The organism is Nocardioides sp. Bht2 (assembly GCF_047308515.1).
In the GTDB taxonomy this organism is placed as follows: domain Bacteria; phylum Actinomycetota; class Actinomycetes; order Propionibacteriales; family Nocardioidaceae; genus Nocardioides.
The window spans coordinates 58,533-82,762 of record NZ_JBLBWI010000003.1 but is presented as its reverse complement, the minus strand read 5'-3'; the positions used below and the strand labels follow the sequence as shown (position 1 = coordinate 82,762).

Genomic DNA, 24,230 nt, shown 5'->3' with positions numbered 1-24,230 from the left:
CGTGCCGAACACACTGGACGACACCAAGTCCGAGCTGATCGCCAAGGCCGCCGAGGCGGCCGTGCACGGGCGCGGAACCGGAGGACCACCGATCGAACAGGTCGGTGGACTGCTGCGGGCCTACTACCGCCACGTGCCGAGCGAGGATGTCGCGGCGCGGGAGCCGGTCGATATCTACGGGGCCTTCGCCGCCCACTACAAGATGGCCCAGCAACGACCTCAGGGCACGACGACGGTGCGGGTCTTCACCCCGACGGTGGCCGAACACGGCTGGTCGGCGAACGGTCACAGCGTGGTCGAGGTGATCACCGACGACATGCCGTTCCTGGTGGACTCGGTGACGATGGAGCTGGTCCGGCAGGGCCACAACCCGTCGTTGGTGATCCACCCGCAGTTCGAGGTGGTCCGTGACATCACCGGTGCGCTGCGCACCGTGGCGGTGGCCGATGAGCGGATCGCCGACACCCGGGAGGCGGAGGCGACCCGGGAGTCCTGGATGCACGTCGAGGTCGACCCGGTGATCGACCCGGCCGACACCGCCGGGATCGAGGACCGGTTGCGCGAGGTGTTGCGCGACGTCCGGGAGGCGGTCGAGGACTGGAGCCGGATGCAGGCCCGGATCCTGGAGATCGTGGCCGAGCTGAACGACGACCCGCCGCCGCTCGCGCCCGGCGAGGTGGAGCGTGGCGCCGCCTTCCTGAGTTGGCTGGCCGACGACCACTTCACCTTCCTCGGCTGCCGCGACTACCGGTTGGAGGCGGCGGACGGCGGCGACCAGGCTGACGTCGCGGCCGACGAGTTGGTGCTGCGTGCGGTACCGGGCAGCGGCCTCGGCATCCTCCGTTCCGACCCCGACCTCTCCGAGGCGTTCAGCCGGTTGCCGGAGATCGTCCGGGAGAAGGCACGGGAGAAGACCCTGCTGGTGTTGGCGAAAGCCAACTCGCGGGCCACCGTGCACCGGGCAACCTACCTCGACTATGTCGGCGTCAAGGTCTTCGACGCAGCCGGCGAGGTGGTCGGTGAACGGCGTTTCCTGGGTCTCTTCTCCTCGGCCGCCTACACCGAGTCGCTGACCCGGATCCCGTTGCTACGCGAGAAGGCGGCGGAGGTGATGGCCCGGATCGGGTTCGACTCGACCAGCCACGCCGGCAAGGCGTTGATGGACACCTTGGAGAACTATCCGCGCGACGAGCTCTTCCACACCCCGGTCGAGGAGTTGGCCGACATCGCCGAGGCGGTGATGTTCACCCAGGAGCGGCGGCTGCTGCGGCTCTTCGTCCGCCGTGACACCTACGGGCGCTACCTCTCCTGCCTGGTCTACCTGCCGAGGGACCGTTACAACACGACGGTTCGGCAGCGGATCGCCACCATCCTGGGGCAGCGGTTCGGCGGCGAGGTGGAGTTCACCGCGCGGGTCACCGAGTCCAACATGGCACAGTTGCACTTCGTGGTCCGTCCCTCGAACGGCCGCCGCGTCGAACAGGTCGACGTGCCGGAGTTGGAGCGTCGGCTGGTCGAGGCGACCCGCTCCTGGCAGGACGACTTCGCGGCCGCGGTCCGTGCCGAGTTCGGGGAACAACACGGTGCGGCGTTGGCGCGCACCTATGGCGGTTCGTTCCCCGAGGCGTACAAGGAGGAGTACGCGGCCCGGACCGGCGCGGTCGACCTCGGCCGGCTGGAGGCGATCACCGGCGACGAGGGTCTCGACCTGGCGCTGAGTGAGGAGCTCGATGCAGCCGGTGGTGAGGCGCGGCTCAAGGTCTACCGGGTCGGCGAGCCGCTCTCGCTGAGCCACGTGCTGCCGATGCTCTCCTCGATGGGTGTCGAGGTGGTCGACGAACGGCCCTATGAGTTGGAGGGTCTGGACCGCCGGACCTTGATCTACGACTTCGGGCTCCGCTATCCGCAGGCGTTGCCGACCGATGTGCGCGGGCCGTTCCAGGACGCCGTCCGGGCGATCTGGAACGGGCAGAACGAGGTCGACGGCTTCAATCGGTTGGTGCTCGGCGCCCGATTGACCTGGCGTCAGGCATCGCTGTTGCGGGCCTACGCCAAGTACCTGCGCCAGGGCGGCAGCCCGTTCGCGCAGGACTACATCGAGGAGGCGTTGGCTGCCAACGTCGAGATCACCCGGGGGCTGGTGGCGCTTTTCGAGGCCAGGTTCCGGCCCGGGGCCGCCGCCGACGACGAGACACGGGTCGCCGACATCGAGCGGATCGAGGAGGGGCTGGCCAAGGCGCTCGACGACGTCGCCTCGCTGGACCACGACCGGATCCTGCGCTCGTACCGCACCGTGCTGCGGGCGACGTTGCGAACCAACTACTTCCAAGCTGCCGCAGACGGCGGGCCGAAGAGCTACATCGCCCTCAAGCTCGACCCGGGGGCGATCCCGGAGCTGCCGGAGCCGCGGCCGAAGTTCGAGATCTTCGTCTACTCGCCGCGGGTCGAGGGCGTCCATCTGCGCTTCGGTTCGGTGGCCCGTGGCGGCCTGCGTTGGTCGGACCGCCGCGACGACTTCCGGACCGAGGTGCTGGGTCTGGTCAAGGCGCAGATGGTGAAGAACACCGTGATCGTGCCGGTGGGCGCGAAGGGCGGCTTCTTCGCCAAGCTGTTGCCGGATCCGAGCATCGATCGTGAAGCCTGGTTGGCGGAAGGGGTCCGCGCCTACACCACCTTCATCTCCGGGATGCTCGACGTCACCGACAACCTCCTCGACGGCGTCACCGTGCCGCCGGCCGATGTGGTCCGCCACGACGCCGACGACTCCTACCTGGTGGTGGCCGCCGACAAGGGCACCGCGAGCTTCTCCGACATCGCCAACCAGATCGCGATCGACTACGGCTTCTGGTTGGGCGACGCCTTCGCGTCGGGTGGCTCGGTGGGCTACGACCACAAGGGGATGGGGATCACCGCGCGTGGCGCCTGGGTCTCGGTGCAGCGGCACTTCCGCGAGCTGGGGGTGGACTGCCAGCGCGAGGAGTTCACCTGCGTGGGGATCGGGGACATGTCCGGCGACGTCTTCGGCAACGGGATGCTCTGCTCGCCGACGACCCGCCTGGTGGCGGCCTTCGATCACCGCGACATCTTCCTCGACCCGGACCCGGACGCCGCGGCCTCCTATGCCGAACGGCGGCGCCTCTTCGAGCTGCCGCGTTCGTCGTGGAAGGATTACGACGCCTCGCTGATCTCGGCCGGTGGTGGTGTCTTCTCCCGTGGGGCCAAGTCGATCCCGTTGACTCCGCAGATCTGCGAGCGGCTCGACATCGACGCCGAGATCACCTCGATGACGCCGGCCGAGCTGATCCGCGCCATCCTGACCGCACCGGTGGATCTGTTGTGGAACGGCGGGATCGGCACCTACGTGAAGGGCAGCGCCGAGTCCCATGCGGAGGTCGGCGACAAGGCCAACGACGCGATCCGGATCGACGGCGAGGAACTGCGCGTGCGCTGCGTCGGTGAGGGCGGCAACCTGGGCTTCACCCAGCGGGGTCGGATCGAGTACGCGGCGGCGGGTGGACGGATCAACACCGACTTCATCGACAACTCCGCAGGTGTCGACACCTCCGACCACGAGGTGAACCTGAAGATCCTGTTGGACCGGGTGGTCGCGGCCGGCGACCTGACCGGCAAGCAGCGCAACGAGCTGCTGGCCGCGATGACCGATCAGGTGGCGGCGCTGGTGCTGCGGGACAACTACGAACAGAACCTCGCGCTGGCCAACGCTGAGGCCAGCGCCTCGATCCTGATCCCGGTCCACGAGGAGCAGATGAAGGCGCTGGAGCACCGAGGGGTGTTGAACCGCGAACTCGAGGCGTTGCCCGATTCGCGGCGCGTGCATCGGCGGATGGAGCGCGGCGAAGGTCTGCACACGCCGGAGCTGGCGGTGCTGATGTCGTGGACCAAGATCGTTCTCGCCGAGGAGCTGCTGGACTCCGACCTGCCCGACGACCCGTGGCTGCGTCGGCATCTGCTGACCTACTTCCCGGAGCAGATCCGGGACGGGTTCGCGCAGCAGGCCGCCGACCATCCGCTGCACCGCGAGATCATCGTGACCCAGGCCGTCAACGACCTGGTCAACGGTGCCGGGATCACCTTCTGGACCAGGCTCGCGGCGGAGACGGGGGCCAACGCCGAGGAGTTGACCCGGACCAACTTCATGGCCCGCGAGATCTTCGGCTACCAGGCGTTGTCGCAGGAGTTCTCCTCGTGGGACAACAAGATCCCGGCCAAGGCCCAGACCCAGATGCGGCTGGAGTTGCGGAATCTGATCGAGCGCTCGACCCGGTGGTTGGTGACCAATCTCCGGCACCCGTTGGAGATTGAGAGCACCGTCGACAGGTTCGGCGAGGTCTGCCGGAGCGTCCTGGCGGAGTTGCCGGAGATCCTGACCGGCCGCGAGGAGAGCGAGGCGGGGCGCCGGCGTGACCTGTTGATCGCGCAAGGGGTGCCGCGGGAGTTGGCGACCCGGGTCAGCGTGCTGGCCTCGGCCCATGCGTTGTTGGGGATCGCGGAGACGGCGGAGCGTGAGGGGCTGCAACCCACGTCGGTGGCGCGGGTCCATGTGGAGCTGGGGGAGCGGCTCGGGCTCTCGGTGCTGGCCGCCCGGGTGCTGGGCCTCAAACGCAGCGACCGGTGGCAGACGATGGCGCGGGCCGCGTTGCGCGACGACCTCGACGACGTCCACCGTCGGCTGACCGCGCAGGTGTTGCAGGGCGCGGAGCCGGGGTCGTCGATCCAGGAACGGATCGAGGCGTGGGTGGCGGACAACGCGTTGCCGATCGAACGCGCGGTGGCGGCTCTCGACGACATCACCTCCGACGAGGACGCGGACCTGGCCCGGGTCTCGGTGGGGTTGCGGGTGGTCCGCGGGCTGCTGGTCTCCTGAACTCGTTGGTCGAGCGCTGTTCCGTTGGTCGAGCTTGTCGAGACCGTCGCTGGGCTGCGGTCATTGCCTGGCCTGGATAGCGTTGGCCCATGCCAGCGATCGAGGTCAGCGGCCTGTCCATGCAGTACGGCGATCTACGCGCCGTCGACGATGTCAGCTTCACCGTGGCGGAGGGCGAGTTCTTCGGGATCCTCGGGCCGAACGGCGCGGGGAAGACCACCACATTGGAGATCATCGAGGGGCTGCGCCGTCCCACGTCGGGATCGGTCCGGCTGCTCGGGGCTGCACCGTGGCCGCGCAACGCGGAGTTGTTGCCGCGGATCGGCGTCCAGTTGCAGGCGTCGGCGTTCTTCGAACGGTTGACGGCGCGCGAACAGTTGCACACCTTCGCGGCCCTGTACGGCGTGGCGGCGCGGGCGGCCGACGACTGGTTGGAACGGGTCGGGTTGGGGGACAAGGCCGAGACCCGGGCGGAGCAGTTGTCGGGTGGTCAGGCGCAGCGGCTCTCGATCGCGTGTGCGTTGGTGCATGATCCGGAGTTGGTCTTCCTCGACGAGCCGACCGCGGCGCTGGATCCCCAGGCGCGGCGGAATCTCTGGGATCTCTTGTCGTCGTTGAACGATTCGGGCCGCACGGTGGTGCTGACGACGCACTACATGGATGAGGCCGAGGAGCTGTGCGACCGGGTCGGGATCATGGATCACGGCCGGATCCTGCGGTTGGACGCGCCGTCGGCGTTGGTCCGCGGGTTGGCGGCGCCGACCCGGGTCTTCCTGGGTCATGGTGCGGCGGAGGTGTCGGCACGCGCGGAGTCAGCGGGCGACGGCGGGGTGGCCGGGGTGCCAGGGGTGGCTGCGGTGGAGTCCGAGGCGTCGGGGGTGGTGGTGACGACGTCGCAACCGGCGGCGCTGTTGGCGTGGTTGGCGCGGCACGATGCGTTGGAGGGGATTCAGGTGCGTGGTGCCACGTTGGAGGACGTCTTCCTCGACCTGACCGGGCGGGAGTACCGGGCATGAGCGCGGAGCGGAGTTCGTTCAAGGCGCTCTCGGTGGCGATGGCGAAGGGGTTCTGGCGCGACAAGTCGTCGGTCTTCTTCGCGGTGATCTTCCCGTTGATGTTCTTGGTGCTCTTCGGAGCGATCTTCGACGTGGACGAGCGTTCGCCGGCGGAGGTGATCCAGGTCGGTGCGGTGCCGTTGATCGACGACCTGCCGAAGGAGGCGCGGAAGGATTTCGACGCGGCGTTCGACGTCACCAAGACCGAGAATCGCGAGGCGGCGTTGGAGAAGGTCCGCAAGGGCGATGCCGACGCGGTGATCGAGATGGACGGCAACACACTGATCGCGCACTACACGGTGACCGATCAGGCAGCAGCGGCGATGACAGCGGGCACCCTGGGTGCGTTCGTGGACGGTGCGAACGTGGCGGCGTCGGGGAGTCCGCCGAAGTTCACCTTCCAGGCCGAGGCGGTGGAGGACGATTCGCTGGAGGTGATCGACCTTATGACGCCCGGCCTGTTGGGGTGGGCGGTGGCGATGAGTGCCGCGTTCGGTGCGGCGGCCACGTTGCAGGGCTGGCGTCAGAGCAAGTTGCTGCGGCGGCTCCAATTGGCGCCGGTGAGGCCGCGGACGATCGTGGGGGCGCGGATCTTCGTGACGGTGATGATCGCCTTCGTGCAGACGGCGATCTTCTTGGGTCTCGGCACCCTGGGCTTCGGGTTGAACCTGACCGGGTCGTGGTGGATGGCGGTGCCGCTGGTGGTGGCGGGCACGTTGTGTTTCATGGCCTTGGGCCTGTTGGCGGGGGCGTTGGCCAAGACCACGGAGGGCGCGGTCAACCTGGCGAACCTCTTCGTGTTGCCGATGGCGTTCCTGTCCGGATCGTTCTTCCCGTTGGACGACGCACCGAAGTGGCTGCAGATCGTGTCGCAGGCGATGCCGTTGCGACACCTGAACGACGGCATGCTCGACGTGATGGTGCGCGGCGAGGGCCCGTCGGCCGCGTTGCTGCCGATCGGGATCCTGTTGGCGTTCGCGGCGGTGGTCTGTCTGGTGGCGGCGAAGCTGTTCCGGTGGGAGAGCGTGTAGGCACGTTGGTCGAGCTTGTAGACACGTTGGTCGAGCTTGTCGAGACCCTTGGGAGTGATCTCGACAAGCTCGATCACCGGCAACCATGTTTTGTCGTTCAGTCGAGTTGGATGGTGCTGAGAGCGGTGACCAACCACGCGTTCTGGTGCGGGTCGGTCCAGAAGTAGTTGCCGTCTCGGGTGCGTTGATACTTCCAACGACCGTGGGTCTTGGCGAGGTGGTGGCGTCTGCAGAGCGGGGCTAGGTTCTCGGGCGTGGTTTGGCCCGGTGGGCCACGTAGTTCAGAGGTACCGGCGTCGTACGCGGTGATGTGGTCGAGATCTGCGTCGGCTGAGCTGCGGGCGCAGTGTGGGAAGACGCAGTGCGGATCGCGCTGACGTACCTGCTCAGCCATCCAGGCCGGCGGGTCATGCCGGTCGACGGCACCGGTGCGGTTCAGGTCGATCACCGGGGTGATCGACGCGATGGAGCCGTGGCACTTGAGCCAGTCGGTGAGCTGCTCCACGAGCACCGGGCCGAGGCGATCAGCGTCCGCGATCGCGAGGTCGTCAGTGCCGAAGAGATCCGCCAGCGTGGTGTGCACGAAGACCCGCAACCCGCGCCGCGGTGGTCGAGCCGTCGAAGCCGGGGAGTGATCTCGACAAGCTCGATCAACGGAACCCCGGTGGTCGAGCTTGTCGAGACCTCCCAAGTCGAGGGTGTCCTGCGCCTCCGCGATCGAGCCAAGGGCCTTCGCCTTCCGCTGCCCGAGCGTGTCGGCATCTCCAGCGCGGCGGAGCTTTTCGGCTTCTTCGCAGACCAGGTCGTGGAACCGGGCCAGGTCGAGCGAATCGCCGACCACGTCCAACGTGGAGGTGCCCCAGGCGGTGCCTTCCGGGCCGTACTTGTGGGTGAGCGTGACGTCCCAGTCGGCCTTGGAGAGCGGGCCGGTCTTGTCGCGGATCAACTCGGGGTGGAACTTGGCGACCGCCATCGCCAGCGTGCGTTCGATGGTCGGCCAGCCGTACCGTTCTCCGGCAGCGAGCTGGGTATCGAACCAGGCAGCGGCTTCAGCGGAGAGCTTCCTGGTCAGCTCCGCGACCCGGCGCGCTTTCCACCCCGGCACCTCCAACAGCTCGACCTTCGCCCAGAGCCGCGGGAGCCGGTGGTGCAGATCCAGGGCATCCGCGAGCAGGGACATCGTGCCCTGGCGGGTGAGGTTGGCGGCGACTGCAAACTCTTCCGCTGCGAACGCCGCAACCGCTGGCGTCCCAGGGCCGCCGAGGACGTCGTCGAGCTCCAGTGACGCCAACGCGGGGTCGTCCGACCACGAAGCCGCAGCGCCGCCGTCCACCACCGGGTTCAACACGCACCACTGGTGCGCCAACCGCAGCTGGCGCCGCATGGCTTTCAACGCGCGAACGTGATCCTGAGAGACCGTGCCCAGCAAGCAGCCCGCATCGAGGTCAGTGACCTCATACGGGGTATGCGTGGCGTCGATCTCGATCATGCAAACAGTCCACCACGAGGGTCCGACACAATCGTCGAGGTGGAAGAAGCTCCCGCCTCGACGCAGGGCCGTCGCCGCTACTCGCACTCGCTGGCCCTCGCGCTCCGATGTGGGCCGGACGCTGGTTGCGGTCCGTAGAGTGAGCCAAGCAACCACTTCCAGGCGGCGACACTTACAAGGCGGGTAGTTGGTCGACCGACGACGACGGCGTCATCAACGCTTCCCCGGTGAATGCGAGGTGATCAGGATGAAGATGTCCTACGACCACCTGAACACGGACGCACTCCGAGGAACCACGCAAGCCGACTACCTGATTGCCTTCGACGCCGTACTGCGCTCGTCATTGGCGATCAGACCGTTTACGCCGAACCAGGTTCCCCTTTTTCGAGTTCGCTCGAAGCTTGAGAATCTGGCTTGGCAACCCGGGCCGAGGTCGAGCAGTGTTGCCGTGGCCTGGTCTCCTGCATCGAAGCTGATCTGACGGCGCTGGCCTCGATCCCGACGGGGTGCTCAAGCAGTGAAGCGGTGGCGACACCGCAGGTCAGCCGTCGCGTCCCGGTCGCTGCCGGTTCCGCTTGGTCTCGGAGCGCTGACTTTTGGCCTCCAGACGCCGACGCTGGGAGCCGCGGGTGGGGCGGGTCGGGCGGCGTACCGGTTCGGGGGCGAGGGCCTGGCGGAGCAGGGCGGCCAGGCGTTCGCGTGCGGCGGCACGGTTGCGGAGCTGGGAGCGGTTCTCGGAGGCGCTGATGGTCAGCACGGTGCCGACCAGGCGCGCGGCGAGGCGTTCGATCGCCCGTGCCCGCTGAGCCGAGGTGAGCGCCGAGGTCGTGGCCAGGTCGAGGCTCAGCTGGACTCGCGAGTCGGTCGTGTTGACGCCTTGACCGCCAGGGCCGGAGGCGTGGGTGAAGGTCTCGACCAACTCTCCGGCCGGGATCAGCAGTCCTGTCGGGATGCCCGGCCCCGGCGGCACCCTGACGTCGTCCATGACCGTGAGTCTGCCCCACCGCGTTGACGACGGTCATAGGGTCACCCCATGAGCCTGCTCTTCCAGACCCCACGCGCGCTGGCCGGGCGTGCGCTCCGCCTGGTCCGACCGGATGCGCGCAGCCCGCTGGCGGGGCGCACCGTGCTGATCACCGGGGCGTCGTCGGGGATCGGGGAGGCGACCGCGTATGCGGTGGCTCGGCTCGGGGCCCGGCTGATCCTGGTCGCACGCCGTTCGGACGAACTGGCCCGCGTGGCCACCGAAGCCGCAGCGCTCGGCGCCGAGGTCGACACCTTCACTCTCGACCTCACCGACGCGGACGCCGTCGAGGCCGCCCTCGCTCAGATCACCGAGAAGCACGGTGCCGTCGACTACCTGGTCAACAACGCGGGCCGCTCGATCCGCCGCTCCCTCGACCTCAGCTACGACCGGATGCATGACTTCGAGCGGACGATGGCGATCAACTACTTCGGGCCGGTCCGGCTGATCCTCGGGGTGCTCCCCGAGATGCGTGCCCAACGCTTCGGCCACGTGGTCAACGTGGTCACCTGGGGCGTCCAGATGAAGGCACCCAAGTTCTCCGCCTACATCGCCTCCAAGGCCGCGCTCGACACCTTCTCCCGGATCGCCGGCCGTGAGACGTTCGGCGACAACGTCACCTTCACCAACCTCCGTCTGCCGTTGGTCCGGACCGGCATGATCACCGCCACCGAGGCGTACCGCAGCGCCCCGGCGCTCACTGTCGACCAGGCCGCGGCCAAGGTGGTCCGCGCCCTCGAGGACCGCCCGCTGACGCTCTCGGTCCCGGTCGCGGTGGTGGGGGAGATCGCCAACTTCGCGCTGCCACGGCTCACCGACGCGCTGGCCTGGCTCGGCTCCAGCCGGTACCCCGACTCCACCGCGGCCCGCGGCGCCAACGACCGGGCTACTTCGCCAACGTCAACCCGGTAGGTACCGCCCAGACCTGCACCTGCAGCGGCGCCCAGACGCACTGGATGTCCTTGGCGGTGCGAACGACGAAGCTCACCGTCTCGCCGTCCACCCGTGCCTCGCCCTGCTTCCCACAGTTGGCGAACCCCGCCACCAGCAACGCCTCCGTGGTCGCATCGACGTCCTGCAACGGCATCGCCGACTCGAGGAACTCCTCCGGGAGACCCGCGACGAACTGGTCGATCTCGCTGGTCCCCTCCAGCAGTTTCGGCTCGGTGTGAGCCTCCAACCAGGCGCTCTGGTCGCGCCACTTGCCCTCGCCCCACTCGATCACCAACCGCGGTTCGCTCAGCGTCGTCTCGGTGCTCGACGGCGTCTGCGCGGGCGGGTCCGAACCGGTCGAGTCGTCGTCGCCACACGCCACCAGGCTGAACACCAGCCCGACCGCGAGCACTCCCGAGATGATCCTCATAACGGTTCGACGGCTCCGATCGTTGCTGGGTTCCGGCTCAGCGGCTCAGCTGGCCTTCTTCTTCGCAGGTGCCTTCTTGGCGGTCTTCTTCGCGGCGGTCTTCTTGGCCGGGGCCTTCTTCGCCGCCTTCTTCGGCTTCTCCTCGACGTCGTCGCTCTCGTCGGCGTCCGAGGCCTCGCCCCGCGCATGTTTGGCGGCAGCCACCGACTTCTGCAGCGCGGCCAGCAGGTCGACCACCTCACCGGCGCTCTTCGTCGCGGTCGGCGTCTGCTTCACCTCACCGCCCTCGATCTTCGCCTTCACGACAGCCTCCACGGCGTCGGCGTAGTCGTCGGTGAACTCCTCGGGATCGAAGTCGCCGGCCAGGGTCTCGACCAGCATGTTGGCCATCTTGACCTCAGACTCCTTGATCTCCCCGGTCTCCACCGAGAAGTCGGGAGTGCGGATCTCGTCGGGCCACATCATCGTCTGCAGCACGATCACGTCGTCGCGGACCCGCAGCACCGCCACCGAGGTCCGCTGACGCAGCGCCACCGTGACCACGGCCATCCGGTCCGCGTCGAGCAACGCCTGGCGGAGCAGGGCGTACGGCTTGGCGCCGGTCTTCTCCGGCTCCAGGTAGTACGACTTCTCGAACAGCATCGGGTCGATCTGGTCGCTCGGCACGAACTTCTCGACCGCGATTTCGCGGCTCGACGACGACGGCAGCTCGGCGAGGTCGCGGTCGGTGAGGATCACCATCTCGCCGTCCTCGGTCTCGTACCCCTTCGCGATGTCGGCGTAGGCGACCTCTTCACCGTCGATGGCACAGACCCGCTGGTACTTGATCCGACCGCCATCGGCCGCGTGCACCTGGCGGAAGGAGACGTCGTGGCTCTCGGTCGCTGAGTACAGCTTGACCGGCACCGAGACCAGACCGAACGACACCGCGCCCTTCCAGATAGCCCTCATGGCTCTAGCATGCCTTCATGCGCCCCATGCTCGCCACCCGCGGTCACCACGTGCCGCAGGGCGCGGAGTGGACGCATGAGGTGAAGTGGGACGGAATGCGGATCCTGGCCGAGCTGCCGCAGCTCGGCACCCTCCGGCTCACCTCCCGCAACGAGAACGTTGTCACCGACGCGTTCCCCGAGCTCGCGGAGCTGCCCTCGCCGTTGCGCCGCCGCGACCTGCTGCTCGACGGTGAGGTCGTCGCCCTGGTCGACGGACGCCCCGACTTCGGTGCGTTGGCGTCACGGATCCACGTACGTGGACGGCGCAGCACCGCACTCTCCGCCGCGACCCCGGTGACCTTCCTGGTCTTCGACCTGCTCCGGCTCGACGGGCGCGACCTGACGGGCGAGCCGCTCAGCGTGCGCCGCGAACTCCTCGACGGGATCGGGATCAACGACGTGCACTGGCAGGTCCCCGGCACCTGGGACGACGGCGACGCGCTCTGGCATGCCACCGAGCAACAGCAGCTCGAAGGGATCGTCTCCAAGCGGCTCGACTCCACCTACCAGGCGGGGGCACGGAGCCCGCACTGGTTGAAGTTCCCGCACCGGCGGCGCTCCTCGTGGGTGATCGGCGGCTGGCGTCCGGAGACCGGCGCGGCGCAACGGATGGGCGCCGTCCTGGTCGGTGAGCCGACCCCGGACGGCGTGCTCTACCGCGGCCGGGTCGGCAGCGGCCTGACCGGGAAGGCGGCGGTCGCGTTGAAGCAGGCGCTGGCCGAGCATCCGCGCAGTAGCTCGCCGTTCGCCGACGAGGTGCCGCGGATCGACGCCGACGGCACCCACTGGGTCGAGCCGACCATTGTGATCGATGTCGAGGCGTTGGGGATCAGCGACGGCGGCCGGTTGCGGCAGCCCTCGTTCCGCGGCGTCCGCGCCGACCTGACGCCGGAGGATCTGCTCGACGCCGAGGACGAAGCCTGATGACCGAGATCCGCGCGGAGTTGGAGGGTCGCACCCTCAAGATCACCAACCTGGACAAGGTTCTCTACCCGGTCACCGGCACCACCAAAGCCGAGGTACTCGACTACTACCTGCGGATCGCGCCGGTGCTCCTGCCCCACCTCGCGGACCGGGCGGTGACCCGAATCCGTTGGCCCCACGGAGTCGGCGGGGAGTCGTTCTTCGAGAAGAACCGGCCCGCCGGGGCACCCCGTTGGATGCGGACCGCGAAGGTGCCGACCACCGGTTCGCGGACCGTCGAAGGCAAGGCGGGGGAGTTGGTCTTCCCGATCGTCGACGGCGCGCCAGCCCTTGCCTACTTGGTGAATCTCGCCAGTCTGGAGTTGCACGTCCACCAATGGTGGGTCGACGACGACGGCGAGGTGCAGCCGCCGAATCGGTTGGTGATCGACCTCGACCCGGGACCCGAGATCGGCCTGATGCAGTGCGCCGAGGTCGCCCTGTTGGTCCGCGACGCGCTGGCCGGTCACGACCTGGACAGTTGGCCGGTGACCAGTGGCAGCAAAGGATTGCACCTCTACGCACCCCTCGACGGGTCGCTCTCCTCGGACGACGCCAGCGACCTGGCCCGCGAGGTCGCCGAGGCGTTGCAGAGCAGCCACCCCAAGCTGGTCACCGCCACGATGACCAAGGCCCGCCGGCACGGGAAGGTCTTCTTGGACTGGTCCCAGAACGCCGGCTCCAAGACCACCGTCTCGCCGTACTCGCTGCGCGGCACCGAACGTCCCTGGGTGGCGACACCGCGGACCTGGGCCGAGATCGAGGCCGGCGCCGACGACGAGTTCGGCCTGGAGCAGTGCACCTTCACCGAGGTCTTGGACCGGGTCGCCGAACACGGCGACCTCTTCGGTATCGCCTGAGGTCAGCTCACAGGCTGCGCACAGGTTCTCCCGGGGTCGGGCACAGTCGCGCCCCGTTGACTGCTCGACGTCGCCCACTCCGGGCGACCTCGAGCAGGAGGTACCAGGTGCAGGCTGTGGCCAGACGGATCACCGCCATCCCCAGACGGTGGTGGATCGCCACTCTCGTGCTGGCGGTGGCTCTCGGTGCAGGGGCGTGGTGGATCAGCACCGACGACGAAGCCACCGCCGCACCGACGACCGCGACCGCGGCGCTCACCACGATGCGGACCACCGTCAGCGGTGACGGCTCCCTGGTCGCGCGCCGTCAGCAGGAGTTGAGCTTCGGCTCCTCCGGCGAGGTGACGGCGGTGAAGGTCGAGGCGGGTGACACGGTGACCAAGGGCCAGGTGCTCGCCCGGATCGACACCAGCGCGCTGGAGGCCGACCGGAGCGCCGCCCTGGCCCGGCTCGAAGCAGCCCGCGCAGCCTTGGTGGAGAGTGTGGCGGCCGGTGCGGAGAGCACCAGGGTCACCGCCGACCAGGCCGCGCTCAGCGCCGCGAGCAGTGCGTTGACGGCGGCCCGTGCGGCGGTCGCGGATGCCACCTTGCGGGCACCCTTCGCGGGCACGGTGCACAGCGTCGGCTTCGCCGTCGGTGACCGGGTCGGCAACGGCAGCAGTTCAGCCTCACCGGGCGCAGCCGCGACCGGTACCGATACGTCCACGAGCGGGATCAGCCTGGTCAGCACCGGGCGCTACGACGTGGAGTTCACCGTGGCCAGCAGCGACGTCGAGCAACTGGCGGTCGGCCAGCAGGCCGAGGTCACCGTCACCGGCGCCGACGAGACGGTCTTCGGCACCGTGCGGTCGGTGGCCAGGGTCGCCACCACCGACAGCACGGGTGCGGCCAGCTTCCCGGTCGTCGTCCGGGTGACCGGAAGCCCGAGTGGGCTCAACGTCGGGGCCAGCGCTCAGGCGACGGTGATCGTCGCGGAGCTCGGCGACGTCCTTACCGTGCCCACCAACGCGGTGCGCAGCGACGACGACGGCAACTACGTGCTGTTGGTGACCGCGAAGGGCAGCACCCGTCGGGCGGTCACCACCGGAACCGCCTACGGCATGCAGACCGAGATCACCGAGGGGCTCAGCGAGGGCGACAGCGTCGAGCTGGTCACCCAGCAGCGCGGCGGTCGGGGCGGCGGCGGGCAGGGCCAGCTGCCGGAAGGGTTCAGCCCGCCCGACGGCATGCAACCGCCGGCCGGCTTCAACCCGGGCAGTGGCTTCCCGGGTGGTGCCCAGTGAGCAGCCATCCGGTCATCCACCTCGACGACGTCCGCAAGGTCTATGCCACCGGTGCCGGTGAGGTGGCCGCAGTGGCCGGGATCAGCGCCCGCATCGAGCAGGGCGAGTTCGTGGCGATCATCGGCCCGAGTGGTTCCGGCAAGTCCACCCTGATGAACATCCTCGGCTGCCTCGACGTGCCCAGCTCCGGCACCTGCTTGATCGACGGCCAGGACGTGACCCAGCTCGACGAGCCGGAGTTGGCGCATCTCCGCAACCGGGTGATCGGCTTCGTCTTCCAACAGTTCCATCTCCTGCCGCAGTTGAGCGCGGTGCGCAACGTCGAGCTGCCGTTGGTCTACGCGGGTGTTCCGGCGTCCGAGCGACGGGAACGGGCGGAGCGCGCGCTGGCACGGGTCGGGCTCGAGGCCCGGGGCGGACACCGGCCGGGTGAGCTCTCCGGCGGCCAGCAGCAGCGGGTCGCGGTGGCCCGCGCGCTGGTCACCGATCCGGCTCTGTTGTTGGCCGATGAGCCCACCGGCAACCTCGACTCCACCTCGACGGCCGACGTTCTTGCCCTCTTCCGCGAGCTCCATGCGCAGGGCCGGACCATCGTCCTGATCACCCACGAGCCCGACGTGGCGGCCAAGGCGGACCGGGTGTTGACCATTCGCGACGGCCGGCTCAGCGAGGTGGCCGCGCGATGAGTTGGGCAGAGACCCTGCGGACCGCACTCGACGCCGTCCGCGCCCACCGCCTGCGATCCGCGCTGACCATGCTCGGAATCGTGATCGGGATCAGCTCGGTGATCGTCACCGTCGGACTCGGTCAGGGGGCGCAGCAGCAGGTCCGCGACCAGATCGACGCGCTCGGCTCGAACCTGTTGATCGTCTCGCCGGGCAGTAGTACCGACAGTTCGGGAACCAGAGCCGGCTTCGGCTCGGCCACCACGCTCACTCTGGCCGACGCCGAGGCACTGGCCGACCCCGAGGTCGCTCCGGATGTCGCCGCTGTCGCCCCGGTCAGCAGCAGCAACGCCTCGCTGACGGCGGGCAGTACCAACTGGAGCACGCGTCTGGTGGGGGCGACCCCGTCATGGCGCTCGGTACGAGCCCGCGAACTGAGCGCTGGACGGTTCTTCACCGCGGCCGAGTTGGCCGAGGCCGCGCCGGTCGTGGTCCTCGCCCCGGACACCGCTGCCGAACTCTTCACGGTCGGCTCGCCGGTGGGCCAGGAGGTCACGGTCAACGGCCGCACACTCACCGTGATCGGTCTCCTGGCGGGCTCCGGTGCCACCGACCTCGCGGCCAGTGAGGACGACCAGGCGCTGGTCCCGATGACCACGGCACAACAGCTCACCGGAGCTGCCGCCGACACCGTCAGCACCATCTACGTCGAGGCGACGTCGGCTGAGACCCTCAGCGCCGCCTACCAGGAGGTGACCGGCGCACTTAACGTCCGGCACCAGATCACCGACGAGGCGGACTTCTCCGTCAGTACTCAGGAGTCGTTGGTCAAGACGGCCAACGCCACCAACCGAACGATGACGGTCCTGCTCGCCGGGGTTGCTGCGATCTCCTTGCTGGTCGGGGGAATCGGCGTCATGAACATCATGCTCGTCTCGGTCTCCGAGCGGGTCCGTGAGATCGGTCTGCGCAAGGCGCTGGGGGCGACGCCTGCGTTGATCAGGCGGCAGTTCCTGACCGAGGCCAGCATCCTCGGACTGACCGGTGGCGCCGTCGGCGTGCTGCTCGGTGCACTCGTGGCGCGCCTGTTGCCCGACCTGATCGACCAACCGGTCGCGATCTCTCCGAGCGCCACGGTGCTCGCCCTCGTCGTCGCTCTCGCCATCGGCGTCGGCTTCGGCGTCCACCCCGCCAGTAGGGCCGCAGCGCTGGCCCCGATCGACGCGCTACGCAGCGAATGACCGTCAAGGAGTATGAGATGAAGCTGATCCGAACCACCCTGATCGCCGCCGCCCTCTGTGTGGCTGTTGCCGGCTGCGGCAACGACGACGAACTGACCGACGTGACCAGTCAGCTGGGCAGTTCCAGCAGTCAGAGCAGCACGGAGTCAGAGCAGGCCGACGGCCTCAACCGCGCCTCGGGCCAGGTCGCCGAGGTCGCCGGGACCACTGCCCAGGTGCAGGGCGACGGGACGCAGGTCGCGGTGACGTGGAACGAGGCGACCACCTTCACCGCTGAGAAGGCCGGCACCGTGGCGGACGTCGAAGTGGGCGCCTGCGTGATGGTCTCGAGCAGCGGTGACGCCGCTGACCCCGTCGCCGCAACCACGGTCCGGGTCCTGAGCCTGGACGGCGACTGCGCCATGCCGGGCGGCATGGGTGGTCCCGGCGGCGCAACCGGTCCGGGGGCGGGGGAGCGCCCGAGCGACCTGCCGAGTGACTTGCCGCAGCCCGGTGACGGCGAGGCTCCGGACGGCCAGCGACCCGGTGGAGGGCCTGGTCAGTGCGGTGAGGTGACGGCCGGCAGTTGCCTGCAGGCGAACGGTGAGCGGAGCAGCACCGGCACCCTGACGGCGACGACGGTGGCGATCAGCCAGCCGGTCGACGGCGTCTGCGAGCGCGGCTTCGGGGGCCGACGTCCTGGCGCGGACGACGAGGACGCATCGTGAGGCGGCTACCGGCCAAGCGTCTCGCCGCCCTCGGCGCGACGGTGATCGTGCTCGGTGGCGGGGCCGGGTTCTATGCGGCGACCAACGCCGACCCGGTGGCCTACCGGACGGTCGCGGTGGGCACCGGGGACGTCGAGGAGCTGTTGGCCACCAGCGGCACCGTCGATTCCGCCAGCCGGGCCGAAGCCACTGCGCAACTCACCGGAACCGTGGCTGCGGTGAAGGTCGCCGAGGGCGACAAGGTCGCGCCCGGGCAGGTGGTAGCGGTGCTGGATCGCACCGGCCTCAAGGCGACCCTGGTCGAGGCCCGGTCGACCTTGGCCGAAGCCCGGGCGAGGTTGGTCGAGGATCGGCAGGCGCAGGCAGCCGCGGTAACCGCGAGCACTGCCAGCGAGACGCGCGCCGATACCGATAACGCTGCCCCGAGCAGCCAGCCGAGCAGCCAGCCGAGCGCGGCCAACACCGACCAAGCGAGTACCGGTACCAAGCCGGACCAGGCCGCCGCGGCGGCGGAGACGGCCAAGCTCAAGAAGCTGCTCGCCCAGCTCGCGGCTCAGCAGGACGCCGTCACCTCGGCGGCGAGCGCGGCGAGCGCAGCGCTTACGGCGGCACACGACGCCCTGGAGACCCAGACGACGCTCTGCACTGAGGAAGAGACTGTCTCGGCAGCCTGCACCCAGGCGCTCCAGGACGTGCAGACCGCTCAGGGTGCGGCCGCTGAGGCCCAGGACGCCCTCCAGGCGGCGATCTCCACCCTGGCCGGGACCGTCTCCGCGGCGGCGTCGAACGTCACTCAGTCTGCGTCGAGTTCGACCGGCTCAAGCCAGTCGACCAGTACGAGTGGACAGTCCCCGAGCTCCCCGAGCAGCCAGAGCAGCCAGAGCGGCCCAGCCGCATCACCCGGTCAGAGCGCCACCACCGACAGCGATGCCACGGGCACTGAGTCCGCCGCTCCGGCAGGCAGCCAGGGATCCGCGGGCACCGTCACCGCCGCGCAGTTGGCCCAGGACCAGGCCGGGATCGACGAGGCGCGGGCGGCGGTGCTGCGCGCCGAGCAGGAGCTCGCCGCGGCCGTGGTCAGGGCTCCGCGCGCGGGCCGTGTGGTCGCGCTCTCCGCAGCCAACGGGAGCGAGGTCGACGCCGGTGACTCGGTGGCCGTGATCTTCTCCGGCAAGGCGCTCGCCGTCGAGGTGTCGTTGAGTGAGGAGGAGGTCAGCCGGGTGGCGGCCGGACAGCGGGCCACCGTCCGTGCGCCCGGCGCGAGCACCGCGAGCGAGGGAGAGGTGACAGCCGTCGGCTCGGTCTCGACCTCGACGTCGGGTGCCGCGACCTTCCCGGCCACGATCCTCCTCGACCACATCGACGGCGCCCTGCCCAGCGGCTCCAGCGTCCGGGTGGAGATCGTCACCGGATCGGTCGACGACGTCGTCCGGGTCCCCGTCTCCGCGCTCTCCCGGACGACCACCGGCGGCACCGTTCAGGTGCTCAGAGCAGGCGAACCGCAACGGCGGCGGGTGAGCGTCGGCAGCAGCGGTGAGCGATGGGTCGAGATCACCGACGGTCTCAACCCCGGGGAACGTGTCGTGCTCGCCGACCTGGACGCCGAGATCACCGGTGCTGCGACCTCACTGCAGTCCGATCGCGGCACGTCGGGACCGCCCGGCGGGTTCCGTGGCGCTCAGCCGCCGACGGGATCGGGGACCCGAAGTCGGTAGCGCTAGTAGGCGCCGCGGTGGCCGAGCACGGCCGGCACGGTCCGCAGCGCGATCTTCAGGTCCTGGGTCGGCGACCAGTTGTCGACGTACTCCAGGTCGAGCCGCACGGTGTCGTCCCAGCTGAGGTCGGAGCGGCCGGAGACCTGCCAGAGTCCGGTCATCCCGGGACGTACCGCGAGCCTGCGGTGTGCGTCGTCGGCGAACCGTTCCACCTCGTGCGGTAGCGCCGGCCGCGGTCCGATCAGGGCCATCTCGCCGCGGACCACGTTGATCAACTGGGGCACCTCGTCGATCGAGTACCGACGCAGCAGCCCACCGAGCCGAGTGATCCGCGGATCGCAGCGGAGCTTGAACAGGATCGTGTCGGGATCGATCTGGGGGTGCTCGGCGTCGGTCACCATCGTTCGGAACTTCAGCATCGCGAAGCGACGTCCGTGTTGGCCGATCCGGTCCTGGCGGTAGAACGCGGGGCCGGGGGAGTCGAGCCGTACGGCGATCGCGACCGCGACCAGGAGCGGGGTCAGCACGAGCAGCAGGAGCGCGGCGAGCAGGCGGCCGCCGACGTAGCAGAGGCCACGGCGCAGACCGCCGGTCTCGCTGGGCCGGACACCGACCAGGCTGAGCGTGCCGCTGGACTCCACGGTGGTTCGGGTCGCGCCGACCCCGAGCAGTCCGCTGGCGACGTGCAGATGTTGATGACGTTGTTCCAGCTGCCAGCCGAGGCGTCGCAGCTCGGCCCCGGAGAGGTGCTCACAGGCCAGCACCACCACGTCGTCGATGTCGTCCTGGCCGGCCCGCTCGGCGACGGCGGCGGCGTCGGGCTTGGTGCGGTCGACGAGGACGACGTCGTCGCCGTGCAGGTCGAGCAGCAGGTTGCTGAACCGGTCGGCGCGGGCGCGGTGTCCGACCACCAGGACCCGTCGTGGGGCTCGGGTACTCAACCACGCACCCCGTCCGAGGCCGGTCAGCGCGGCGGTGGTCAGGAGCACGCCGAGGATCTGGTCGGCGCTGACCGCGGCGGCCAGGAACCATGCCATGAACCCGAGTACGATGCCGGCGCGCAGCATCGCCCGCAACAACTGCCGGACGCCGACCTTGCGGTAACTGAGCAGGTCGGCGTGGCCGCGGTGTCCTTGGTACATCACGACCGGCCAGATCCCGACCAGGGTGGCCAGAACGGCGGTCGCTGCGTTGCTCGCGGTGGCGCCGAAGAAGACGACCACGAAGACCCCGACCGCAGCGGCTGCCGCGTCGATCCCGGCGAGCACCCGGATCGGTTCTGCCTTGGTCCGCGGCAGCGGAGTGTGCAGCGAGGTCAACCGTCGTGCCGACGCATCGACCGGATGCAGATGGGCGGCAGCACGCAGACTGACGATGCTCATCGGCGACCGGCCTTCTGACGGCGGAGCACGGTCGCGTCGACCAAGGTGCCGAACCGGGCGACGGTCTCGGCGTTGTCGAGGCCACGCAACGGCCGGTCACGCCGGAAGGCGGAGGCGCGCTGGACCTGGCTGCGCAAGGCATCCAACGTGTCGGCGGGCAGGATCCGGTCGCTGGTAGCCAGGTGTTGCACGAACCGCTGCTGATGGTTGTCGACGTGTTCGCCCAGCGCGGGATCGCGCGGCACCACGACCGGCGTGTGGCCGGCCAGCTGGGCGTCCATCAGCAGGCCCGGCCCGGCATGGGTGATCACGCAGGAAGCCTTGCTCAGCAGAGGATTGAGGCGATCGATGCCGAGGATGGCGTCGCCGTCGACTCCGGGTGGAAGGGTGCTCGGCCAGTGGCTGGTCCCGTACTGGATGAACCAGTCGGACCACCCTTCGGAGGCCAGTTGCAAGCTCCAGTCGACGAGGCGATCAAAGCGATGGTGGTCGGTGCCGACCAGCACCACCACCAACGATTTCGGAGCGTCGGAGTACCCCATCACCACACCGGCCCTAGCAGGACGGACGAGGCGTACATCGATCGTTGCTCAGCCCATTGGACGAGGAAGAGGTCGCTGACGGGACGGCAGAGCCGACCGGTCAGCGTCGGGGTGTCGACCCGGTCGTACACCTCGAGATAGACGGTGGTCGTCGACTTGTTCCGGGTGAGCCAGAAGAAGGGGACCGCGACCGCGGCGCCGGTCGAGACGATCACGTCCGGCTTCAGTTCACGGAGCAGACGATGGGCCAACCGTGTGTTGCGGATCAGGTTCCGCGCGTTGCGCGTCGTCGGATAGTGCGCCCACGTGACGGACTCTCCGGCCAGCTTGCTCGTGGCATCGGGTGTTTCAAAGGTCACCCAGTGCCTTTCGTGCTCACGCCACCAGGGTTCCAAACACATCAACTGAGCCAAATGGCCACCGGATGAGCCGACCAGAAGAACGCGCATATCCATTCCCCCCTTGGTCGCTCTTCGGCAAAGTCCCCGTACTTTGCCGTCACTAGACCCTAAGGAATGGGACAGATGGAATGCATACCCGAAATCAGCGAAATGCCTATCTGGGCAAGGGATTACTGGCTGGGCGGGCTCCATCGGGCCTGTCGAGCGACGCCCACTGCGGCGAGTTGTGAGGAGACGCCGAGTTTCGCCAGGATCGCCTTCACCTGGGTCCGCACGGTCGCTTCTGAGACCACGCTGAGGCTGGCGATCTCCTTGACCTGACGGCCTTCCAGGAAGTGTCCCAGCACCTCGCTCTCGCGCCGGGTGAGGCGCTCCAGTTTGGCGCGGGCTTCGCGGACCGTGGCCTGCTCGGCATGCCAGGCCCGGAGTAGTTCGGTCCGCTCCTCGATCGAGGTGACCGGCAGTCCCTGGCTGACCTTGCGGATGGTGGCCGCGATGTCGTTGAGCGGTGAACTCTTCGGCATCACCTTGCGGGCACCGTGGGCCAACGCCTCGCCCCACCGGCTGCGTTCGATGTTGCCCGTCACCACGATCACCGCGACGCCGGATCGGGTCAGCGGTTCGACCAGCCGGGCACCGTTCCCGTGGCTGCCGAGATCCAGGTCGAGCAGCACGATCCGTGGATTCGTCCGCAGGATCGACGGGAGCAGGGTGCTGACGCTGCGACCGGGATCACCCAGTCCGATCTGACGGACGTCGTAGCCCTCGAGGTTCAGGGCGATCACCAACGACTCGGCGAAGAGTGCGTGGTCCTCGACGATCGCGACCCGGGTCCCGGCGCGGTGCATCTCAGGCCGCCTTCGGGAGGATGACGACGAACTGTGCGCCCCGGGCCGACTCTTCACGGCGGAGCTCGCCGCCGGTGCGCCGGAGCCCCCGACGTGCCGCATAGAGGCCGATACCTTCACCTGGCGACTTCTCGCCGCGCTCACCGCGAGTGAACAAAGTCTCCTCCAAGCTGTCGGGAATGCCGGGACCGTCGTCCGAGACGTGCAGGGCGACCTGGTCGTGGTTCGTGGTGGACCAGAGGCTCAGGTGAGCGCCCGGTGCGTGCCGTTCGGCGTTGCCGACCAGCGCCAGCACTGCGCTGACCAGCGCTTCGGGCTGGACGAGGACGGCGCTCGAGCTGGGACGGTAGTCGACCTGCACACCGCGGGCGAGGGCCGAGAGGACCAGCGGTTCGACCACCTCGTCCAGGGCGACAGACTCGCGCAGCGGAGCCGGGTCCGGCGTGATGGTGGGGTCGAGAAGAGTCTGTAACCGTGCCATCTCCGAGTTCAGCAGTTCACGGAGCCGCACCGTCTGTTCCTCAGCCAATGCCTGGGGCTCGGTGATCAGCAACTGCGACGCCGAGCTGATCCCGGCCAGGGTCGAGCGGCACTCGTGGAGCCGCTCGGCGTCGTCGTTGACCAAGGTCTCGGCCTGGCTGGCGCGGTCGGCCAGCTGGGCGAGTCGCCGGGATTGAGTGGCGAACGCCTCCTGGACCAGGGCGATCGAGGCGGTCAAGGTGGTGATCGCGGTGGCCGCGCAGACCGTCGTGACCATGACGGAGACGTAGCCGAGCGGGTCGATGGTGGCCGGCACGAAGTGGTAGAAGCCGATCCCCAGCGCGAGCGGCAGGACCAATTGCCAGCGGTACTCGTCGGGGAAGGCGCGCGAGGCGAGGATCCGCTGGGCGCAGATGAAGGCGGCGACCGGGAAGGCCAACGAGACCAGTAGAGCGAGCAGCCGCTCGTAGGTGTCGAGATCCAGGGTGAACCAGGCGCTACGCAACACGGTCAGCGCGAGACCGAATCCGACTCCGACCAGGATCGGGTGACGCAGACCGGTCGGTGGCCGCTCCTTGGCCGCGCACCCCGTCACCCAGACCAGCACCAGCATGCAGGCGACGTCGGTCGGGGCGACGATCAGCTCCGACGGGCGCGGATGGGTGGAGAGATAGAGCTCCGGACGTAGATAGATGGCCAGGATGATCATTGCGGCTGCGATCCAGCCCGACGCGGCCTGGTTCAGCAGGTACCAGCGACAGAGGAGCAGGATCGCGGACGAGATCAGGACCAGGGCGAAGCAGAGTTGTGTCGCCTGGGCGATCAGGGCCAGGGCGTCGGCCTGGTCGGCGCGGCGTAGGACCAGCAGGGTGGAAGCGACGACGACCGTCGTCGCCACCAGGGCCAGCGCGAATCGCCAAGTGTGGGGAGTTGGCGACCGCTCTTCCGGTTGATCGTGCAGGACAGGCGCGAACTCTTTCGGGTCCGAACCCACGAACACAGGATCAGCACGAAAGGACTTCACCGCTCCCCGTGGCGGTTGGGTTCCTTCCACCTCTGCAGGATACGTGCGATTCGGAAACTCGTCACCAGTTGTGGGGAGCTTACCCAGTCTTGGGGGTGCATTTTGCAAATAAATCACTTCGCGTTACCGAGGAGTTCACGGATTGACGCTCCGGTCTAGATAGCTGAGGGACCCCTTCGTCATTACTTCCGAGTAATCGGCGACTCCGTGTGCTTCTCCCCAAATGTGGGGTTCTCTGCGGCTCTCGTGGGCAAATCCCGACGTCACGGCGTCACGATGG

General features: G+C 68.8%; 20 protein-coding genes. 11 read left to right on the top strand and 9 right to left on the bottom strand.

Translation table 11 applies throughout. From position 1 onward, the window contains the following. Nucleotide 1: 1 nt before the first annotated feature. From ACLM5J_RS06995 to ACLM5J_RS06985, 3 genes are all read left to right on the top strand, one after another. A complete protein-coding gene (locus tag ACLM5J_RS06995; RefSeq protein WP_413655398.1) occupies nt 2–4,885 on the top strand; it encodes an NAD-glutamate dehydrogenase in 4,884 nt (1,627 codons plus the stop codon). An 89-nt stretch (nt 4,886–4,974) separates the two neighbouring features. Continuing rightward, nucleotides 4,975–5,901 carry an ATP-binding cassette domain-containing protein gene (locus ACLM5J_RS06990; protein ID WP_413655396.1) on the top strand — a complete coding sequence of 309 codons (927 nt, stop codon included), beginning with the start codon at nt 4,975–4,977 and terminating at the stop codon, nt 5,899–5,901. Beyond that, nucleotides 5,898–6,971: an ABC transporter permease gene (locus tag ACLM5J_RS06985; protein WP_413655394.1), complete on the top strand. Its 1,074-nt coding sequence runs from the start codon at nt 5,898–5,900 to the stop codon at nt 6,969–6,971. Before ACLM5J_RS06990 ends, ACLM5J_RS06985 begins: the two co-directional genes overlap by 4 nt. A 97-nt stretch (nt 6,972–7,068) precedes the next feature. Here ACLM5J_RS06985 and ACLM5J_RS06980 read toward each other — a convergent pair whose 3' ends face one another. Both ACLM5J_RS06980 and arfB read right to left on the bottom strand, forming a co-directional pair. Further along, nucleotides 7,069–8,460, bottom strand: coding sequence for an HNH endonuclease signature motif containing protein (locus ACLM5J_RS06980; RefSeq protein ID WP_413655393.1), 1,392 nt, complete (start codon nt 8,458–8,460; stop codon nt 7,069–7,071). Nucleotides 8,461–9,001: 541 nt separating this feature from the next. Further along, a complete protein-coding gene (arfB, locus tag ACLM5J_RS06975; protein ID WP_413655391.1) occupies nt 9,002–9,445 on the bottom strand; it encodes an alternative ribosome rescue aminoacyl-tRNA hydrolase ArfB in 444 nt (147 codons plus the stop codon). Nucleotides 9,446–9,493: 48 nt separating this feature from the next. Between arfB and ACLM5J_RS06970 the strand changes: the two genes are divergently transcribed. Further along, nucleotides 9,494–10,396 (top strand): SDR family NAD(P)-dependent oxidoreductase, encoded by a 903-nt coding sequence (locus ACLM5J_RS06970; protein WP_413655389.1) that lies wholly within the window; start codon nt 9,494–9,496, stop codon nt 10,394–10,396. On the opposite strand, the gene ACLM5J_RS06965 is transcribed toward ACLM5J_RS06970, so the two are convergent. Together ACLM5J_RS06965 and ACLM5J_RS06960 are read right to left on the bottom strand one after the other, a co-directional pair. Then, nucleotides 10,371–10,847 (bottom strand): hypothetical protein, encoded by a 477-nt coding sequence (locus tag ACLM5J_RS06965; RefSeq protein WP_413655387.1) that lies wholly within the window; start codon nt 10,845–10,847, stop codon nt 10,371–10,373. The two genes, ACLM5J_RS06970 and ACLM5J_RS06965, sit on opposite strands and share 26 nt — an antisense overlap. 45 nt (nt 10,848–10,892) lie before the next feature. Beyond that, nucleotides 10,893–11,798, bottom strand: coding sequence for a Ku protein (locus ACLM5J_RS06960; protein ID WP_413655385.1), 906 nt, complete (start codon nt 11,796–11,798; stop codon nt 10,893–10,895). A gap of 17 nt (nt 11,799–11,815) precedes the next feature. On the opposite strand from ACLM5J_RS06960, the gene ligD (ACLM5J_RS06955) reads away from it, so the two are divergent. The 7 genes from ligD (ACLM5J_RS06955) to ACLM5J_RS06925 all read left to right on the top strand — a co-directional run bounded on the left by ligD (ACLM5J_RS06955) (nt 11,816) and on the right by ACLM5J_RS06925 (nt 19,273). Then, a complete protein-coding gene (ligD, locus tag ACLM5J_RS06955; protein ID WP_413655384.1) occupies nt 11,816–12,763 on the top strand; it encodes a non-homologous end-joining DNA ligase in 948 nt (315 codons plus the stop codon). After that, nucleotides 12,763–13,662: a non-homologous end-joining DNA ligase gene (gene ligD / locus ACLM5J_RS06950; RefSeq protein ID WP_413655383.1), complete on the top strand. Its 900-nt coding sequence runs from the start codon at nt 12,763–12,765 to the stop codon at nt 13,660–13,662. The genes ligD (ACLM5J_RS06955) and ligD (ACLM5J_RS06950) overlap by 1 nt, the downstream gene beginning before the upstream one ends. A gap of 116 nt (nt 13,663–13,778) precedes the next feature. Then, a complete protein-coding gene (locus ACLM5J_RS06945) occupies nt 13,779–14,945 on the top strand; it encodes an efflux RND transporter periplasmic adaptor subunit (protein ID WP_413655382.1) in 1,167 nt (388 codons plus the stop codon). After that, nucleotides 14,942–15,631, top strand: coding sequence for an ABC transporter ATP-binding protein (locus ACLM5J_RS06940; protein WP_413655381.1), 690 nt, complete (start codon nt 14,942–14,944; stop codon nt 15,629–15,631). Before ACLM5J_RS06945 ends, ACLM5J_RS06940 begins: the two co-directional genes overlap by 4 nt. Next, complete coding sequence (locus ACLM5J_RS06935) at nt 15,628–16,851, top strand: ABC transporter permease (protein ID WP_413655379.1); 1,224 nt, start codon at nt 15,628–15,630, stop codon at nt 16,849–16,851. The genes ACLM5J_RS06940 and ACLM5J_RS06935 overlap by 4 nt, the downstream gene beginning before the upstream one ends. 17 nt (nt 16,852–16,868) lie before the next feature. Next, the gene (locus ACLM5J_RS06930; protein WP_413655377.1) at nt 16,869–17,558 is read left to right on the top strand and encodes a hypothetical protein; all 690 of its coding nucleotides are present in this window, start codon (nt 16,869–16,871) and stop codon (nt 17,556–17,558) included. Beyond that, the gene (locus ACLM5J_RS06925; RefSeq protein ID WP_413655376.1) at nt 17,555–19,273 is read left to right on the top strand and encodes an efflux RND transporter periplasmic adaptor subunit; all 1,719 of its coding nucleotides are present in this window, start codon (nt 17,555–17,557) and stop codon (nt 19,271–19,273) included. The genes ACLM5J_RS06930 and ACLM5J_RS06925 overlap by 4 nt, the downstream gene beginning before the upstream one ends. Before the next feature lie 2 nt (nt 19,274–19,275). Here ACLM5J_RS06925 and ACLM5J_RS06920 read toward each other — a convergent pair whose 3' ends face one another. The 5 genes from ACLM5J_RS06920 to ACLM5J_RS06900 all read right to left on the bottom strand — a co-directional run bounded on the left by ACLM5J_RS06920 (nt 19,276) and on the right by ACLM5J_RS06900 (nt 23,824). Continuing rightward, on the bottom strand, nt 19,276–20,655 hold the full coding sequence (locus tag ACLM5J_RS06920; protein WP_413655375.1) for an exopolysaccharide biosynthesis polyprenyl glycosylphosphotransferase: 1,380 nt from the start codon (nt 20,653–20,655) through the stop codon (nt 19,276–19,278). Then, the gene (locus ACLM5J_RS06915; protein WP_413655374.1) at nt 20,652–21,197 is read right to left on the bottom strand and encodes a glycosyltransferase; all 546 of its coding nucleotides are present in this window, start codon (nt 21,195–21,197) and stop codon (nt 20,652–20,654) included. Before ACLM5J_RS06915 ends, ACLM5J_RS06920 begins: the two co-directional genes overlap by 4 nt. Then, a complete protein-coding gene (locus ACLM5J_RS06910; protein WP_413655372.1) occupies nt 21,197–21,556 on the bottom strand; it encodes a UDP-N-acetylglucosamine--LPS N-acetylglucosamine transferase in 360 nt (119 codons plus the stop codon). The genes ACLM5J_RS06915 and ACLM5J_RS06910 overlap by 1 nt, the downstream gene beginning before the upstream one ends. Nucleotides 21,557–21,768: 212 nt before the next feature. Beyond that, a complete protein-coding gene (locus tag ACLM5J_RS06905) occupies nt 21,769–22,446 on the bottom strand; it encodes a LuxR C-terminal-related transcriptional regulator (RefSeq protein WP_413655371.1) in 678 nt (225 codons plus the stop codon). 1 nt (nt 22,447) lies between these two features. After that, nucleotides 22,448–23,824, bottom strand: coding sequence for a sensor histidine kinase (locus ACLM5J_RS06900; RefSeq protein WP_413655370.1), 1,377 nt, complete (start codon nt 23,822–23,824; stop codon nt 22,448–22,450). Nucleotides 23,825–24,230 lie beyond the last annotated feature (406 nt).

What these genes read in the sequence shown, in the direction of transcription:
- ACLM5J_RS06970 (WP_413655389.1), top strand. Translation starts at nt 9,494, where the DNA reads ATGAGCCTGCTCTTCCAGACCCCACGCGCGCTGGCCGGGCGTGCGCTC.
- ACLM5J_RS06920 (WP_413655375.1), bottom strand. Translation starts at nt 20,655, where the DNA reads ATGAGCATCGTCAGTCTGCGTGCTGCCGCCCATCTGCATCCGGTCGAT.
- ACLM5J_RS06990 (WP_413655396.1), top strand. Translation starts at nt 4,975, where the DNA reads ATGCCAGCGATCGAGGTCAGCGGCCTGTCCATGCAGTACGGCGATCTA.
- ligD (WP_413655383.1), top strand. Translation starts at nt 12,763, where the DNA reads ATGACCGAGATCCGCGCGGAGTTGGAGGGTCGCACCCTCAAGATCACC.
- ACLM5J_RS06930 (WP_413655377.1), top strand. Translation starts at nt 16,869, where the DNA reads ATGAAGCTGATCCGAACCACCCTGATCGCCGCCGCCCTCTGTGTGGCT.
- ACLM5J_RS06960 (WP_413655385.1), bottom strand. Translation starts at nt 11,798, where the DNA reads ATGAGGGCTATCTGGAAGGGCGCGGTGTCGTTCGGTCTGGTCTCGGTG.
- ACLM5J_RS06965 (WP_413655387.1), bottom strand. Translation starts at nt 10,847, where the DNA reads ATGAGGATCATCTCGGGAGTGCTCGCGGTCGGGCTGGTGTTCAGCCTG.
- ACLM5J_RS06915 (WP_413655374.1), bottom strand. Translation starts at nt 21,197, where the DNA reads ATGGGGTACTCCGACGCTCCGAAATCGTTGGTGGTGGTGCTGGTCGGC.
- ACLM5J_RS06905 (WP_413655371.1), bottom strand. Translation starts at nt 22,446, where the DNA reads ATGCACCGCGCCGGGACCCGGGTCGCGATCGTCGAGGACCACGCACTC.
- ACLM5J_RS06985 (WP_413655394.1), top strand. Translation starts at nt 5,898, where the DNA reads ATGAGCGCGGAGCGGAGTTCGTTCAAGGCGCTCTCGGTGGCGATGGCG.
- ACLM5J_RS06935 (WP_413655379.1), top strand. Translation starts at nt 15,628, where the DNA reads ATGAGTTGGGCAGAGACCCTGCGGACCGCACTCGACGCCGTCCGCGCC.
- arfB (WP_413655391.1), bottom strand. Translation starts at nt 9,445, where the DNA reads ATGGACGACGTCAGGGTGCCGCCGGGGCCGGGCATCCCGACAGGACTG.
- ACLM5J_RS06980 (WP_413655393.1), bottom strand. Translation starts at nt 8,460, where the DNA reads ATGATCGAGATCGACGCCACGCATACCCCGTATGAGGTCACTGACCTC.
- ligD (WP_413655384.1), top strand. Translation starts at nt 11,816, where the DNA reads ATGCGCCCCATGCTCGCCACCCGCGGTCACCACGTGCCGCAGGGCGCG.